Below are 17785 nucleotides of genomic sequence, written 5' to 3'. Positions count from 1 at the left end.
ATTAAAGATAGTACTTCAGTTTATCTAGACCCTGAAGCAATTGATGAATAATAAAAGCTTGTATGGTTATAATTATAAACTATACAAGCTTTTAATTTACTTAACTACTTAATTATTACACTACCAAACATAATAATTTCTTTTCAAGTTGTTTTACAAGTTCATCATATTCATATGTTTTCTCATCAAGAGATTCTACTAACTTTTTATTTAAATCTTCTTCCTTTATCTTTGATGCAATCTCTTTTGCGATATTGAATTGTACTTTAGGAATAGTCATTGTATTACCTCCATTTATAATTAAATTATACTGCTAAATGTAAAAAGGACAAACTCAAATTGAGTTTATCCTAATAATTACTTAATTCCCTTACTTCCAATATCATGACGATAGAACAGTGAATCACAATGAATAGCTTCTATTTCTTTATACACTGCTTCTTGAGCTTCTTTTAATGTATTACCATTCATTACCACAAATAGAACACGTCCTCCTGTTGCGGTTATTTTGCCATCCTTTTCAGATGTTCCCATATGGAATACTCTCGCATTACATACGTCTAAACCTTCAATAACAGCTCCTTTTTGATAACTTTCGGGATAGCCTTTATTCGCCATAACTACACCACAATAAGCATCATTACTCCAAGATAACTTTGTAGGGATACCTTTCATTGTATTTTCAACTACTTCTACTAAATCATTTTCTAAAGCTGGTAATATAACTTCTGTTTCAGGATCGCCAAAACGAACATTATACTCGATCGTCTTTACTCCATCTTTGGTAAGCATACAACCACCATACAAAATACCCAAGAAAGATTTACCTTCTTTGACCATAGCACTTGCCATCGCTTGCACTATATTGGTAACAGCATCATTATAAGCAGATTCAGGAATATGATTAACCGGTGTATATGCACCCATACCACCCGTATTCAAACCTTCATCATTATCGAATGCACGTTTATGGTCTTGTGCAATTTGCATTGGAATTACCAAATCTCCATTAACAAATGCCAACAAAGAAAATTCTTCACCTTCTAAAAATTCTTCAATGACAACACTTGAGCCAGCTTCATCAAACAAATGATTACACATCATTTCTTCTAAACTTTGTAAAGCTTCATTCATTGTCATTGCAATGATTACCCCTTTACCAGCTGCTAATCCATCTGCTTTTAACACAATTGGCATTTCTTGTTTTTGAAGGTACTCTTTTGCTTGTTCATAATCACTAAAGCTTTCATATTTTGCAGTAGGAATATTATATTTCTTCATCATAGCTTTTGAGAATACTTTTGATCCTTCAAGTTCTGCAGCAGCTTTTGTTGGTCCAAATATTTCAAGATTTGCTTTATGAAATTCATCAACAATTCCTGCACATAATGGAATTTCTGGTCCTACAAAAGTCAAATCAATTTTATTTTCTTTAACAAATTCAATTAACTTATCAAATTCATTTGTTTGAATAGGTACAAGTGTAGCTACATCGCGCATTCCAGGATTACCTGGTGCTACATATACTTCTTCAACTTGAGGAGAACATTTAAACTTATATGCAATTGCATGTTCTCTACCACCACTACCAATTACTAATATTTTTTTCATTAGTGTTTGAAATGACGCTTTCCTGTAACAATCATCGCGATATTTTTCTCGTTACATTTATCGATTGAGTCTTGATCTTTAATTGAACCACCTGGTTGAATAATGCATGCAACACCGTATTCACTTGCAAGTTCTACTGTATCATTCATTGGAAAGAATGCATCAGATGCTAAAACAGAATCCTTAGCCTTTTCACCCGCTTGTTCACACGCTATCTTAGCAGCACCAACACGATTCATTTGTCCTGCACCAATGCCTATCGTATGACCATCTTTGACTAAAACGATTGCATTTGATTTAACATGCTTTACAATTTTCATACCAAATATTGAATCAGTGATTTGTTCACTTGTAGGTTGTGCATTAGTTACCACCTTACAGTCTTCAACACATTCATGATAATCATCTTCACCTTGAACAAGTAAACCACCTGTTACTGAAACCATCTTATTCTTTGCATCATCACCTTCAGTTTCAAATGTCATTAAACGAATGTTTTTCTTTTGACTTAATATTTCAAAAGCTTCCTTTGAAAAACTAGGCGCCAGAATAATTTCTAAGAACATTTGACTCATTTCAGTTGCACATTCTATATTTACTTCTTCATTAAATGCTACAATACCTCCAAAAATACTAATAGGATCAGCTGCATATGCTTTTTTCCAAGCATCAGTAATATTATCAGAAATTGCTACACCACAAGGATTCATATGTTTTACCGCAACAACAGCAGGTGTTCCAATAAATTCTTTTAAAATTTGCAGTGTTGCATTAGCATCTTGAATATTATTATATGATAATTCTTTACCATGCAATTGTTTAGCAGTTGTCATCGCATAACGCATTTTTGATCCATCAGTATAGAAAGATGCACTTTGATGTGGATTTTCGCCATATCTTAACGTTTGAACCAAATCAAATCCATAAACCACTTTCTCTGGATTTTCAACCTCAAACTTATCTGTTAAATATTTTTGAATCATTGCATCATAAGCAGCAGTAGTACGGAAAGCTTTAGCAGCAAGTTTTTGACGAGTCTCAAGAGTTGTATCCCCATGAGTCTTAATTTCTTCAATTACTGTAGGATAATCACTTACATCTGTTACTACCGTAACAAATTGATGATTCTTTGCTGCACTACGAATCATGCTTGGTCCACCAATATCAATATTTTCAATTGCTTCAGCATGAGTAAAGTTAGGTTTTGAAATAGTTTCCTTAAATGGATATAAATTGACACATACTAAATCAATAGGTTCAATACTATGCTCCTTCATTTGTGCAACATGACTTTCTTTATCACGTACACCTAATAATCCACCATGAATTAGTGGATGTAATGTTTTAACTCTTCCATCCAACATTTCTGGAAAGTGTGTTACATCATCTATCGCAATTGTTGGAATACCAGCGTCATCAAGAGCTTTCTTTGTTCCACCAGTTGAGATAATTTGATACCCACAATCAACTAAACCTTGTACAAAATCCACTAATCCTGTTTTATTAGATACACTTACTAAAGCTCTTTTCATTTTACTCTTCCTCCAACAAATTTTTTAATGTTTCCGGGTATAATTGGTGTTCAATCTTGTGTATTTCTGCCTCTACTTCATCATGGTTCATACCATCAGTAACAGCAAAACATCTTTGTGCAATGATTTTACCACCATCCATTTCAGCATTAACATAATGGATACTAACACCCATGATTTTAACACCATAATTAAACGCTTGTCCGATTGCATCTTTCCCTTTAAATGCAGGCAATAAAGATGGATGAATATTAACAATACGATTAGGATATGCTTCTAACAAAGCATCTGCAAGTATTCGCATATATCCTGCTAATACGATCCATTCAACCCCTCTTTTTTTACATTCTTCAACAATTACTTTTTCATAATCATTTTTAGAAACAAACTCTTTTGGATTAAACACAAATGTATCTATATTTTTAGCTTTTGCCTTTTCAATAACTTTTGCAGTTTGTTTATCAACAACTACAAGTTGAATAGATGCATCTAGTTTTCCATCTTCAATACTAGCTTGTATAGCATCAAAGTTTGTCCCTGTTCCTGATGCAAATACTGCTATTTTTCTCATTTGAAAGTAACTCCTTCACCTTCAATGATTTTTCCAATAATGCTTGGATTTTCACCATTATCTTTTAATATTTCCATTGTCTTATCTACATCACTAGGATTAACAACTAAAATCATACCCACACCCATATTGAATACATTATACATTTCAGCTTCGTCCATATTTGATAATTTTTGTAAAACGTTAAAGATTGGTAATACTGTGTAGCTACCTTTAATAATTTCAATACCTTGTCCTTCATTTAGACAACGAGGCATATTTTCATAGAAACCACCACCAGTGATATGAGCAATACCATGTACATCAACTTCTTTTAGAACTGCCGCAACTGGTTTAACATAAATTCTTGTTGGTGTTAATAATGTTTCCCCAATTGATTTATCGAGTTCATCAAATTTTGTATTTAAGTCTACAGCATTATCTTTTAAAACTATTTTTCTTACAAGTGAAAATCCATTAGAATGAACACCACTTGAAGGAAGTGCAATTACAGTATCTCCAATATTAACTTTTTCAGGAGTAATAATTTTTGATTTTTCTACAGCTCCAACAGTAAATCCCGCAATATCATAATCATCTTCAGCATACATATCTGGCATTTCAGCAGTTTCGCCTCCAATTAAAGCACAATCTGCAAGGACACAACCATCACAAACACCAGCAACAATTTCTTCAATTTGTTCAGGATGATTTTTACCTACAGCAATATAATCAAGGAAGTAAAGAGGCACAGCTCCTTGAGCAAGTACATCATTTACACACATTGCCACAACATCTTGACCAATAGTGTCATGCTTATTCATCATTATTGCAAGTTTCAATTTAGTACCAACTCCATCAGTACCGCTTACAAGGACTGGCTCTTTCATATTTAGTGATGATAAATCAAACAAACCACCAAATGCTCCAATACCCCCCATAACGCCTTTTCTTTCAGTACGTTTGATATGTTTTTTTATTCTTTCTACTGATTCATATCCTGCTTCTAAGTTAACACCTGCATCTTTATATGATTTTGACATTCTAGTCCTCCTTTTTGAAGTAGTTCACACCACTTGCGAAAATATTTTGTTTTTTGTTTCCTGGAATATTTTGGAATACACCATTTGCATAACGTTCTGAGTGTCCCATCTTTCCAAGAATCTTACCATCTTTTGAAACAATACCTTCGATTGCATATGTACTACCGTTGATATTATATTTTGGATCATTACTTGCATTTGTATTATCATCACAATATTGGAATGCAATTTGACCATTCTTAATTAATTCTTCTAATTTATCATCATTAACCACAAACTTCCCTTCACCATGAGAGAACGCAATCATATGATCACTATTAACTTCTAATTCTTGAAGCCATGGCGAATTATTTGATGCAACTTGTGTATGTCCCATTAATGAAATATGACGATTAATATCATTACGATATAATGTTGCATCATCACTCGCTAATTGTTTTATTTCACCATATGGTAATAAACCAGATTTAATTAATGCTTGGAATCCATTACAAATACCCAAAACTAAACCATCACGATCAAGTAGTCTATGTACTGCAGATTTAACCTTTTCGTTTTGTAACACATTTACAATGAACTTAGCACTTCCATCAGGTTCATCTCCACTGGAGAATCCACCTGGAATAGCCATAATATGACTTCTATCTAAGACTTCAACTAAATGTTCAATTGAATTATTAATATCTTTTTCTGTTAAGTTTCTAAAGACAACAAACTCTCCTTTAGCTCCTTCATCTTCAAAAGCACGTTTAATATCATATTCACAATTGTTACCAGGGAATACCGTAATACAAACTAGTGGTGTATCCACAGTTTGTTTAGACTTAAATTTCTTTTCTGTTTTATAACATATTGTTCTTACTGGTTCATTATTTCCTTTGGAAGTACGTGGATAGTAAGTATCCATTGGATTAGTCCACGCATTCAATACCTCTTCCATTTCGAAAGTAATTTCATTTATGCTGTATCCATTAGAAACTGTTTTACCAATACATTGATAATTAACATCTTCTAGTGCTTTTACAGTTTCAACAACAATTGCTCCCGGAATCATTTTCAAACCATTTAATTCAGTATTTAATTCAAATCCTATTTTATTACCAAAACTCATTTTGAAACATGAAGAAATAAATCCACCCTCTTCAACTACGTATGAAGATAAAATATTTCCATTTTCAATTTGTTTTGATACATTTTTAAATATCTCATCATAACTATTCAAATCAGGATATCCATCTTCACTAATTGTTGGCAAATAAATACCTAATGTATGATTAACACCTTTTAATTCAGACGATACGATACGATTAAGATTTCCTTTTGTACAAGCAAACGAAATTAGTGTTGGAGGAACAGAGATATCGTTAAATGTTCCTGACATACTGTCCTTACCACCGATTGCTGCTTTATTAAAGTAATCTTGAACTACCATTGCTCCAAGAAGTGCTTCTGTAACTTTTCCCCACTTACTTGGCTCAAAGTTTAATCTTTCAAAGTATTCTTGGAATGAGAAATATGTATGTTCTAGATTACCACCAACCGCTACTGTTTTAGCCATTGATTCTAATACACTATACATAGCTCCTGCAAAACAAGAATATTCCATAAGCTTAGGATTAAAACCATACGTTAAGATTGAACATGTATTTGTTTTACCATCTAACACTGGAATCTTTTGAATAGATGCTTGTGTTGGTGTCATTTGATATTTACCACCAAATGGCATATGAACAGTTGTAGCACCAATAGATGCATCAAACATTTCAACCAATCCCTTTTGGCAAGCAACATTACGATCACTTATTGCTTTTAAAATGTTTTCTTTTGTACACTCAACTTCAACAATTGGATTTTCCTTATTTGATGTTTCAATAGAAACACTGGCATTTTGTCTAGCACCTGCAGAATCAACAAAACTACGTGCAATATTAACAACCTCAATATCATTAAGTTTCATTACTAAACGTTCTTCTTGTGTCACTTCCGCAACAACGTATGCTTCCAAATTTTCCGCTTCCGCATATGCAATAAATTGATCACAATTTTCCTTAGAAACTACAACTGCCATTCTTTCTTGGCTTTCACTGATTGCAATCTCAGTTGCATTTAATCCAGCATATTTTGTACGTACTTTATCTAAGTGTATTACAAGACCATCTGCAAGTTCACCGATAGCTACACAAACTCCTCCTGCCCCAAAGTCATTACACTTTTTAATTAACTTAGTACAATCAGGATTTCTAAATAATCGTTGAATTTTTCTTTCTTCTGGTGCATTACCTTTTTGAACTTCACTTGCGCAAGTATCAAGAGAAGCCTGAGTATGTTGTTTACTTGAACCAGTAGCACCACCAATACCATCTCTTCCTGTTCTACCACCAAGTAGAATGATAATATCACCAACAGCTGGTTTTTCTCTAACTACTGCATCTGCTTTAACAGCTCCAACAACAGCTCCAACTTCTAAATGCTTTGCCACATAATTATCATGATAGATTTCTCTAACATAAGTAGTAGGTAACCCAATTTGATTTCCATAACTTGAATTACCTTGAGCTGATTTTTTACTAATTACAGCTTGTGGTAACTTACCTTTTAAAGTCTTTTCTAAAGGTAGTGTAATATCTCCTGATCCAGTAATACGCATTGCTTGATATACATAACTTCTTCCACTTAATGGATCACGAATAGCTCCACCAATACAAGTTGATGCACCACCAAATGGTTCAATTTCTGTAGGATGATTATGCGTTTCATTTTTAAATTGTAATAACCATTTTTCAATTTCACCATCATGATCAACATCTATAAATACTGAACATGCATTAATTTCATCAGAAATCTCAACATCTGGTATTAAACCTGATTTGCGTAAATAACGACTATTAATAGTTGCTAAATCCATTAGTGTTTGAGGTTTTTCATCACGGCCACAAGTATGTCTCAATTCTAAATAGCGATTATATGCTTTTTGTATTGCATCATTAAAACGTGTAGTTTCAATTTTAATATCTTTTAAACAAGTTTCAAATGTTGTATGACGACAATGATCTGACCAATAAGTATCCAATACTTTAATCTCAGTTTCTTTAGGATCTCTATTTTCAGATTTGAAATATTCTTGAACTAACTTCAAATCCTCAAAAGACATTGCTAACCCATGAACTTTAACAAAATCCTTTAAACCATCATCATTTAATTTATTAAATCCATCAAAATCTTCTAAAGGTTTAATATCAACGTTTTGATCAATTGCTAAAACATCCAATTGCTTTTCTCTTGCTTCAATTGGATTAATTAAATAATCTTTAATTCTTTGTTTTTCATCTTCTGTTAAATCACCTTCAAGAATTATTATTTTTCCTGTAGTAATTTGACACTTAGAAGATGGATTTAATAACTTAACACATTGAACTGCACTATCTGCTCTTTGATCATATTGTCCTGGTAGTGTTTCAAGTGCAATATAGTTGCACCCTTCTAAATCAATGTCTTCTTTCGCTTCGTCAACCATTACTTCTGAGAATACTGATTTTTTAGCTTTCTCTAAATCTGCTTCTTCAATATTAAATACATCATATGTTAAAACAAGTCTAACGTTTGTTACTTGAATCTTCAAACGTTCTTGAATGTTCTTACATAAGTCTTCTGATTCTACTCTAAATCCCGGCTTTTTCTCTACGTGTATACGTCTATTTACTAAAGTCATATTAACTCCTAATCTATCGTACTTTCTAAAACTTTATTTTTCATATCTTCTTTATATTTAATAATTTTGTTATGCATTGTTTCATCAAATGCGCCAATAATAGTAGCAGCTAGTACAGCAGCATTTTTACATCCTGCTTTACCTACCGCAACTGTTGCAACAGGAACTCCTGCAGGCATTTGAACAATTGATAATAAACTATCTAAACCATCTAATGTTTTAGTCTTCATTGGGATTCCAATAACTGGTAATGTTTGGCAACCTGCAATAACACCGGCAAGATGTGCAGCACCCCCAGCAGCAGCAATAATAACTTTTAATCCTCTATCATAAGCTGCCCTTGCATAAGCAATTGTTTCATCAGGTGTACGATGAGCACTTAAAATTTTAGCCTCATATTCAATACCAAAATCTTCTAAAATTTGAAGAGTTTCCTTAACATCTTCAAAATCACTTTTTGAACCCATTACTACTGCTACTTGTACACTCATCTTAGTATCCTCCTTTAACAAGTAAAAAGACATTGAAGCCTACCTCAATGTCTACAAAACAACAGTAAAAAACTGTTTTGTAGTCTCACCATTTACGGTAGCGAGGTAGAAACTTGTGGACCAATCTCCACATTTATACAAAAACAAAAAGAATTCACGGAAAAATCCCATGAAATCAATCAATTGGTTTTGAAAGAGTCGGTTTATCATTTGATAACATTGTCATCGTTTGTCCTCCCTTTCAACACCAAAATCATAACAAAAATTGTCCTCTTTTTAAAGGAATATTTGCTTTTTTTCTTCTTTTAGTAAATCTATATCACAATTTCCATAATAGAAGTGAGAAATACTATAGATTATACCAATTTTTTATCATATTCTAGATAATTTTTACCAAATAATAACCCCGCAAGAAAAAGTGCAGTTCCCAATCCTGTATAGAAAAATGCAATAAAAAACTCCGGTGCTAAATCAAATGATCGAATCAAAATACCAAAAACCATCATAAATGCCATTATCATAAACGATTTCAAATCAAAAAACATGATAAACAATTGTTTTTTATCTCCATATCCTTTAATTCTATTAGTATGTTTAATAACTAATTTAGAGAAAATTAAGAACCAAAATAAACAAAATACAACTATTGATAGAAATACATTTAGCATTGTTAAATTATCTCTATAAGCTTCAAATCCTATTCTTACTATATTAAAACCAGCGATCATCCAAACCAAGCTAGCAATTAACAATAATGTTCTACTTTTTACTTTCATAGATTCCTCCATATTGAACATTGTTCACTACGAAGTTTACTCCTTCATTAACTATGTGTCAAAGACTATGCTCAGCCAAGAAAAAAGACAAGATATCTTGCCTTATTTTTTCATTCTTCTGTACTTCTTACCAATTTTTTCTTTTAATTGTTTTTCAACTACATCTGCTTTCTTAATATCAAATACAACTTCTGTTTGGAAGTTTCCTGATTTTTGTTTATCATCCTTATAAGAAAAATATACGATAAACTTATTTTTATCAGTCTTGTAATCAAAATCTACAACTTCTGTAAATGGAATGTAGTTTCCAACAATGAAGAATCCTTCATCACATAAACCATCTTGAAGATAGATAAACATTAAGATTGCAAATGCCATAATCACAGAACGAATCATTTCGCCAATATTACCAAAATAGATAAATATTGTAAGAATCGCAAAAATCAATGCAACTAGAAACATTAAACGAGTAAGCGTAGTAAATTTAGCGTATATTTTTACATACTTTTTCATACGCAATAGCTTTGTTCCAAGCCAAATACCTATCGCTAAAAATATTCCTGTTAATACTAAGTTAAAAAAATCCATAAACTACCTACTTTCTAATATCCTAAATTTTCCTTTACAATTATAACATGAATTCGATCTTTTATGTGTGAACGGCTTGTGATAACTTTACTACTACATATTCTTTGAGGACTTTCACAATTTGTGCAATGTCCTAAACTAGCACATGGAGTAGCTTTAGTTAATCGTACACAATTCGCTGGAGCAGCAATAGATTCAACACGATCAATAGCTGATTGTATGTTTAAAACAATTTTATTCCACCCTATTACAACTAAAACGCGATCTGGTCCATAAGTCAACGCTGCAACTCGATTGCCTGTTCCATCAATATTATATAACTGACCATCGCTAGTCACTGCATTACTACTCATAATGTAGGTATCACAAGACAATGCTTGATGATAGATTTCTATTGGATCTTCACTGTGATAGCGATCTAGGTAATTAATTCTTGAATTACTCTCTAGATAATCAATAATACCCAGTTCAAACAAGGTCATAGATCCACCAACACTAACCGTTTCACCCTCATTCAACAATTCATCAATTAACTCTAGGCATTCATCTCTACTATCAACAACATCCACTTTAAATTTATGTAATTCCAATTTTTCTTTACATACATCAATTTGATTTTCCATTGTTGTTTTTAAATGTTCATCCATTGTATTCACCTCTATATCTATTTTAATACTTCATAACGTAATCTTACAAATGAATTCTTTAAAGTAAGTGATTCTATTAATTTACACCCTTGTAACAAATGAAGTTCCTCAACCGATGTAATTGAATCTCCATCAATTAAGGTTGATGTATCTTTACCACCAATAAGAATCGGAGCAATAAAAATATCGAGATAATCAAAACATTTATTTCGTAAGAAATACCCATTCATAGTACCCCCTGATTGTATTGTAAGTCTATCTACATGATAAAGTGTAGTTAAATCATTTAGAAGAATCTTACCATCAAATTCTTCTTGATAAATAATATTTAGATTATCTTCTTTACATGCGTACGCTGGATGTTCTTTATTTGTGGTAACAATCACTAATTGTTTTAACCAACTACATAAGTATTCAATTCCTTTTTCATTTAAATGTGGCTTATTATCAATGATAACAAACGATACCGGAGTTCTAAATGAAGATCTTTCCTTTTCGTTCATTCCTACCTTAGCCATTACTTTTCCACTATTCAAAGACCATAAATCTGTACATTGCTCAGCATCATAATATTGATGAATACCTTCTTTAACACCATTTACAAATTTCCAATCTCTATCAGCGTCTAGCACATCACTAAAGCCGCTTGTTATCTTACCATCAATAGACATTAACATAAATAATGTTGTAATTGGTCTCTTCATAAAATCACCTCATTATTATCTTAACAAGATATTTTCAAATTACAAGAAATGTCCAAGTTTGAATATGTGCTGTTTTGTATCATTAACAAAATCATATTACTAATAATAAAAGCCAAGAAATAACTTGGCTTTCAAATTCTATCTAATGATGTAATTATCATTCTCTACATCAATAATGTATTTACTACCCTCAACATTTTGTTCACCAAGAATTTTTCTTGCTAACAACGTTTCAATAGCACGTTGAATATGGCGTTTCATTGGACGAGCTCCAAATACTGGATCAACTCCGCACTCAATTATCTTAGCTTTACATGCTGGTGTAAATTCTATAGCAATATCCTTGTAAGATAAACGTATTTCAAGTTCATGTAAAAACTTATCAGCTATCTTTATTAAAGTACTATCATTTAATGCATTGAATACAACTATTTCATCAATACGATTCACAAATTCTGGTTTGAAATATTTACCTACTTCACTTAAATAATGTGTTTCTCGTAGTTTTTTATCATCTTCAAATGCATATTGAGCACCTAAATTACTAGTCATGATGATTAATGTATTCTTGAAGTCCACAGTAACTCCTTTAGAGTCAGTAATACGACCATCATCTAAAATTTGTAATAATACATTAAATACATCTGGGTGTGCTTTTTCTACTTCATCTAATAGTACTATTGAATAAGGTTTACGACGCACTGCTTCTGTAAGTTGTCCACCCTCTTCATATCCTACATATCCTGGAGGAGCACCAATCAATCTAGACACACTAAATTTTTCCATGTACTCGCTCATATCAATTCTTACGATTTTAGATTCATCATCAAACAATTGTTGAGCTAACGCTTTGGCAACTTCTGTCTTACCAACTCCTGTTGGTCCTAGGAATAGAAATGAACCAATAGGACGATTTTCATCTTGAATTTGTGCTTTAGAACGTAGTATTGCTTCTGTTACAAGTTTTAAAGCATCATCTTGTCCCATTACTCGTTGTCTTAAGATATCCTCTAAGTGAAGAAGTTTTTCTTTTTGACTAGTTACAAGTTTACTAACTTCAATATGTGTCCAACGTGACACAATTTTCGCAATCATCTCTTCATCAACAATTTCTTTCAACATACGATTATTATCAATGACTGATGCTTGTTTGATTTTTTCTTCAAGTACTGGTATCTCTGAATATCTTAACTTACCAGCAAGTTCTAACTTTCCGTCATTTTCAGCATTTTGCAAATCACGCTTCTTACGTTCTAACTCTTCCTTAGCATTCTTTGCATCATCTAAACGCTTCTTTTCTTCTTTCCACTTTTCTTCTAAAATACTATATTCTTCTTTTATAGTAGAAAGTTCTTTATTTAATTCATCTAAACGTTGTTTAGATTTATCACTTTTTTCTTTTTTAAGAGTTGTCGCTTCAATTTCTAGCTGCATTTTTTTTCTATTTAATTCATCTAACTCTTGAGGCATTGAATCTATTTCAACACGAATCGATGCACAAGCTTCATCAATCAAGTCGATTGCTTTATCTGGAAGAAAACGATCAGTAATATAGCGATGTGATAAAGATGCTGCCGCAATAATAGCTTCATCTAATATTTGAACACCATGATGTGCTTCAAACCTTTCCTTCAATCCACGAAGAATTGATACTGTATCTTCTACCGAAGGTTCATCAACTTGAATCTTTTGAAAACGTCTTTCTAAAGCTGCATCTTTCTCAATATATTGGCGATACTCATCAAATGTAGTTGCGCCAATACATTTTAACTCACCACGAGCTAACATAGGTTTTAATAAGTTTGCCGCATCCATTGACCCTTCTGTCTTACCAGCACCAACAAGATTATGAATTTCATCAACAAATAATATTACATTACCATCTGCTTTTTTAACCTCATTTAGTACCGCCTTTAGTCGTTCTTCAAATTCACCACGATATTTTGCTCCAGCAATTAAAGAACCCATATCAAGTTCAATAACTTTTTTATCTTTTAATCCAAAAGGTACGTCATTACTTGCAATACGATGTGCTAAACCTTCTACAATTGCAGTTTTACCAACACCTGGTTCACCAATTAAAACTGGATTATTTTTTGTTTTCCTAGATAAGATTTGAATGATTCGACGAATTTCTTCATCCCTACCAATAACTGGATCAATTTTACCAGCCTTGACATCTTCCACTAAATCTCTTCCATATTTTTCTAAAGCATCTAGTTGATTTTCCATATTCATCTCAGTCATCTTTGATCCACCTCTTCTTTCTAGTTCTGCTTTTTCAATTTGTTTTTCATTTAATTTACTTACTTTTAAAAATTCTTTAGAAACTTCCGAGTTGTTAGCCAGCAATCCAATTAAGAAAGCTACTGTACTCATATATGTTTCCTCATTTTTCTTGCTCCAAGTAAGAGCTAAGTTATATCCTTCCATAACTTGTCGATTCATCATTGGTTGAGTTTGACCTTCAACTCTTGGAAGTTTTTGCATATACCTATTTACTAAATCAATTAATGGTACTTTATTTACATTACATCGTTTCCATAATCCATCTAATCCATCATCAAGTAACATTTCATGATATATATGTTCTGTTGTTAGTTCACTATTACCATTACTTTGGCTAAGTTGTATGGCTTGCATTAAAATTCGTTGTAATCGTTCTGTCATTTTTTCTATATTCATATTTACCTCCTTTAGCACTTATTGATACAGAGTGCTAATTCAAGATTTTTAGAAAAGGGTTGTTAAACCCTTATTTAAATGCTTTCTTAAACTTATCAAAGACGGATTCTTTTCCACCCTTCTTTTGTAAGTCCTGTAATTCTTTATATAAATCTTTTTCATCTTTAGAAAGTTTTTTATTAATTTCAATATTTACTATTACATATTGATCTCCAGCACCTCGAGCATCCTTCACACCTTTTTCTTTAAGTCTGAATTTTGTTCCAGTTTGTGTTCCAGCTGGAATTGTAAGTTCCACATCACCATATACTGTTGGAACATCTACATTACATCCAAGAGTTGCATCAACACTTGAAATAGGAATTGAAATTAAAATATTTTTCCCTTCGCGAGTGAAATAATCATGTTTTTTAACTAAAACCTCAATGTATAAATCACCATTAGGTCCTCCATTTTCTCCGCGTTCTCCTTTACCTTGAACACGAAGTTGTTGACCTGATTGAATACCTGCAGGGACTTTAATATCAACGCTAACACGTTTGTGTTCATATCCTTTTCCACCACATTTTTTACATTTATTTTTAATTGTTTTACCAGTACCATTACATGTTTGACAAACTGCTTGTGATTGGAATACACCAAATGGTGTTCTTTGTTGAGTAACAACTGTTCCACTACCACCACAAGTAGGACATACAGTAATATCATTTTTACTATGAGCACCAGTACCTAAACATTCACTACATTGTTCATCTACTCCTAAATTAATAGTCTCCGTTTTACCAAAGATAGCATCCATAAACTCTACCTTCATTTGCATAAAACGATCTTGTCCTTTGCGTGGACCATTACGACGTGCTTGTCCTTGACCGCCACCAAATCCTCCGAATCCACCACCAAAGAATGAACCAAAGATATCGTTTAAATCATCAAATCCTGCACCTCCAGCGCCACCAAATCCTGCGCCTTCCATACCTGCATGACCAAATTGATCATAAGATGCTTTCTTTTGAGGATCACTCAAAACTTCATAAGCTTCATTAATTTCTTTAAATCTAGCTTCCGCATCAGCTTCTTTATTCATATCAGGATGATATTTTTTTGCTAGTGTACGATACGCCTTTTTTATTTCAGCATCACTTGCGCCTTTTTGTAGGCCCAGTACTTCATAATAATCTCTCTTATTCGCCATACATCATCCCTCCTTAATTTAAATGATTAATATATTGATTGATTCCTGCACCACCAGTAACACGAATTCTAGGTAGTTCTAGTAAATCCATTCCAGAATGTATTTTACCAAATTCCGTAGTGAATGCAAGTTTTGTTTGTGCATCTCTTAATATTTGTTTAGCATTGTCGTTTACATCACCAAATGGATAACAATAAACAAATCCACCATCTACATAGTCATAAGATTGTAAAGTATCTGCAACACCTTCCTCATGATCAACACAAAGTAATCTGCCGCCATGTCCCATACCACTACATCCACCTTGATGCATTAGGAAACTATGACTTTGAAGTTCAATACCTTCTTCTCTCATTTCCCATAATTCATATGGTAATGTAGGTTCCATCCAACCACCAATAATAAACATAGTTGCATTGATTCCATATTCTTTGAGAATAGGATAGGCATATTGATATACAGATTCATGACCATCATCCATGGTGAAACCATAACTATTTACTGGAACTTGAGCACGTTCTTCCATGAAGTATTCAATCTCACGCATCGTTAGTGATACAAATCCATTATTTACTAAATAATCTGCTTGTTCTCTTAACTCATTAACTTCTACATAATTTACATCTTTTCGAGTTTCCCCTTTTGATTCATCATAGAAAAAATGATACATCATAACCGGTATCGATGTAGCAAGTTCTGGTACAGGTGTTTCAACAGCTCTCTCCATGACTTCCATCACATCGCTTTGCGGTATAAAATAAATTTTATTTTGAATAAGTACTCCATAGCGAGGATCTTCGCTACTTGGTTTTACATATACTTGATAAATATTACTAGATGAACTTGTTCCTAGTAAATTTCCAAAATCATCTTCTATGCGATACGTTGAATTCGTAGTAATTGCTTCAGCAAAGGGCACCAAATGCGTTTGATTCTTAAACCATCTTCCATCATTTGTTACATCACTTTGTTTTACATACCAACCTGTATCTTTTAGTGGGATTGCGCCTTGAATCGCATCACCTTCTGCTATATCTAAATAAACATTAGGTTCTAATAACCCTGCATCCACCAACTTTTCATTATCAAGAATGAAAAGTGGTGTTTGCATTGTTGTTTTTACTTTTGTATTTGAATACTCATTACTACCAGATTGTACATTGTTACTTGTCGGTTGTTTCGGCTCATCGTTTTTTTCACTAGATGAACAACCCGTTAGACTAATGAGGCAACAAAACCCTAGAGTGATTCCTAGGATTTTGATGAATTTAGTTTTTTTCTGTGAAGTCAGCATCGACAACGTTATCATCATTTGTTGCACCAGTATTAGCTTGTCCTTGATTAGGATCTGCTTGTCCTTGTGCTTGTTGTTGATACATTGCTTGAGCCATATCATTTGCAGCTTTCTCTAATTCTGCCATCTTAGTTTTTAATGTTTCGATGTCATTATTATCAATTGCTGTTTGTAATTCATCACGTAGTTTCTTAACTTCTTCTTTTTGTTGTTCTGTTACATTTGCATTATCTGTCTTTAATGTTTCATCGATTTGATTAATGAATTGTTCAGCTTTGTTTTTGATTTCAATTTCTTCTTTACGTTTTTCATCTTCAGCTTTATGTTCTTCAGCTTCTTTTACCATCTTTTCAATTTCTGCATCACTTAAACCGTTTGAGCCAGAGATTGTAATTGATTGTTTTTGGTTAGTACCTTTATCTAATGCAGATACATGTACGATACCATTAACGTCGATATCAAATGTAACTTCAATTTGAGGAACACCACGACGTGCTGGTGCAATTCCTGTCAATTGGAAATTACCTAATGTTTTGTTGTCATTTGCCATTGGTCTTTCACCTTGTAATACGTGAATATCAACAGCTGGTTGATTATCTGCAGCAGTAGAGAATACTTGAGATTTAGATGTAGGAATTGTTGTATTTCTAGGAATCAATACAGTCATTACACTACCCATAGTTTCAATACCTAATGATAATGGTGTAACATCTAATAACAATACATCTTTAACATCACCAGAGATAACTCCACCTTGAATTGCAGCACCCATTGCAACTACTTCATCTGGGTTAACTGATTTATTTGGTTCTTTACCTAATTCTTGACGAACAACTTCTTGAACAGCTGGAATACGAGTAGATCCACCAACTAATAATACTTGATGAATATCATTCTTTGTTAATCCAGCATCACTTAATGCTTGACGAACTGGTCCAACTGTACGATCAACTAATGATTTAG

The 17785-nt window shown here is 32.7% G+C and carries 15 protein-coding genes and 1 riboswitch; all 15 genes read right to left on the bottom strand.

Annotated elements, in window-relative coordinates; translation table 11 throughout:
• Positions 1 to 115: 115 nt before the first annotated feature.
• Positions 116 to 280 carry a hypothetical protein gene (locus RR430_RS06535; protein ID WP_332488411.1) on the bottom strand — a complete coding sequence of 55 codons (165 nt, stop codon included), beginning with the start codon at positions 278 to 280 and terminating at the stop codon, positions 116 to 118.
• A gap of 77 nt (positions 281 to 357) precedes the next feature.
• On the bottom strand, positions 358 to 1611 hold the full coding sequence (purD, locus tag RR430_RS06530) for a phosphoribosylamine--glycine ligase (RefSeq protein ID WP_332488412.1): 1254 nt from the start codon (positions 1609 to 1611) through the stop codon (positions 358 to 360).
• A complete protein-coding gene (purH, locus tag RR430_RS06525; RefSeq protein WP_332488413.1) occupies positions 1611 to 3143 on the bottom strand; it encodes a bifunctional phosphoribosylaminoimidazolecarboxamide formyltransferase/IMP cyclohydrolase in 1533 nt (510 codons plus the stop codon). The genes purD and purH overlap by 1 nt, the downstream gene beginning before the upstream one ends.
• Before the next feature lies 1 nt (position 3144).
• Complete coding sequence (gene purN / locus RR430_RS06520; protein WP_332488415.1) at positions 3145 to 3714, bottom strand: phosphoribosylglycinamide formyltransferase; 570 nt, start codon at positions 3712 to 3714, stop codon at positions 3145 to 3147.
• Positions 3711 to 4736 (bottom strand): phosphoribosylformylglycinamidine cyclo-ligase, encoded by a 1026-nt coding sequence (gene purM, locus RR430_RS06515; RefSeq protein WP_332488416.1) that lies wholly within the window; start codon positions 4734 to 4736, stop codon positions 3711 to 3713. Before purM ends, purN begins: the two co-directional genes overlap by 4 nt.
• 1 nt (position 4737) lies before the next feature.
• On the bottom strand, positions 4738 to 8445 hold the full coding sequence (locus tag RR430_RS06510) for a phosphoribosylformylglycinamidine synthase (protein ID WP_332488417.1): 3708 nt from the start codon (positions 8443 to 8445) through the stop codon (positions 4738 to 4740).
• Positions 8446 to 8453: 8 nt separating this feature from the next.
• The gene (gene purE / locus RR430_RS06505) at positions 8454 to 8936 is read right to left on the bottom strand and encodes a 5-(carboxyamino)imidazole ribonucleotide mutase (protein WP_332488418.1); all 483 of its coding nucleotides are present in this window, start codon (positions 8934 to 8936) and stop codon (positions 8454 to 8456) included.
• A 60-nt stretch (positions 8937 to 8996) separates the two neighbouring features.
• A riboswitch (purine riboswitch) is annotated at positions 8997 to 9097 on the bottom strand.
• A 195-nt stretch (positions 9098 to 9292) separates the two neighbouring features.
• Positions 9293 to 9712: a hypothetical protein gene (locus RR430_RS06500; protein ID WP_332488419.1), complete on the bottom strand. Its 420-nt coding sequence runs from the start codon at positions 9710 to 9712 to the stop codon at positions 9293 to 9295.
• A gap of 102 nt (positions 9713 to 9814) precedes the next feature.
• Positions 9815 to 10300: a hypothetical protein gene (locus RR430_RS06495; protein ID WP_332488420.1), complete on the bottom strand. Its 486-nt coding sequence runs from the start codon at positions 10298 to 10300 to the stop codon at positions 9815 to 9817.
• A 14-nt stretch (positions 10301 to 10314) separates the two neighbouring features.
• Complete coding sequence (locus tag RR430_RS06490) at positions 10315 to 10947, bottom strand: lactate utilization protein (protein WP_332488421.1); 633 nt, start codon at positions 10945 to 10947, stop codon at positions 10315 to 10317.
• Between the two features lie 17 nt (positions 10948 to 10964).
• Positions 10965 to 11651, bottom strand: coding sequence for a dihydrofolate reductase family protein (locus RR430_RS06485; protein ID WP_332488423.1), 687 nt, complete (start codon positions 11649 to 11651; stop codon positions 10965 to 10967).
• Positions 11652 to 11789: 138 nt separating this feature from the next.
• On the bottom strand, positions 11790 to 14336 hold the full coding sequence (locus tag RR430_RS06480; RefSeq protein WP_332508795.1) for an ATP-dependent Clp protease ATP-binding subunit: 2547 nt from the start codon (positions 14334 to 14336) through the stop codon (positions 11790 to 11792).
• Positions 14337 to 14406: 70 nt separating this feature from the next.
• Positions 14407 to 15528 (bottom strand): molecular chaperone DnaJ, encoded by a 1122-nt coding sequence (gene dnaJ, locus RR430_RS06475; protein ID WP_332488427.1) that lies wholly within the window; start codon positions 15526 to 15528, stop codon positions 14407 to 14409.
• 13 nt (positions 15529 to 15541) lie between these two features.
• Positions 15542 to 16840: a polysaccharide deacetylase family protein gene (locus RR430_RS06470; protein WP_332508794.1), complete on the bottom strand. Its 1299-nt coding sequence runs from the start codon at positions 16838 to 16840 to the stop codon at positions 15542 to 15544.
• On the bottom strand, positions 16797 to 17785 hold a 989-nt coding region (locus tag RR430_RS06465; RefSeq protein WP_332508793.1), incomplete at its 5' end, for an Hsp70 family protein. The genes RR430_RS06465 and RR430_RS06470, both read right to left, overlap by 44 nt.

Source organism: Anaerorhabdus sp., assembly GCF_036641015.1.
In the GTDB taxonomy this organism is placed as follows: domain Bacteria; phylum Bacillota_I; class Bacilli_A; order Erysipelotrichales; family Erysipelotrichaceae; genus Anaerorhabdus.
This window is presented reverse-complemented; position numbering and strand designations above follow the sequence as displayed.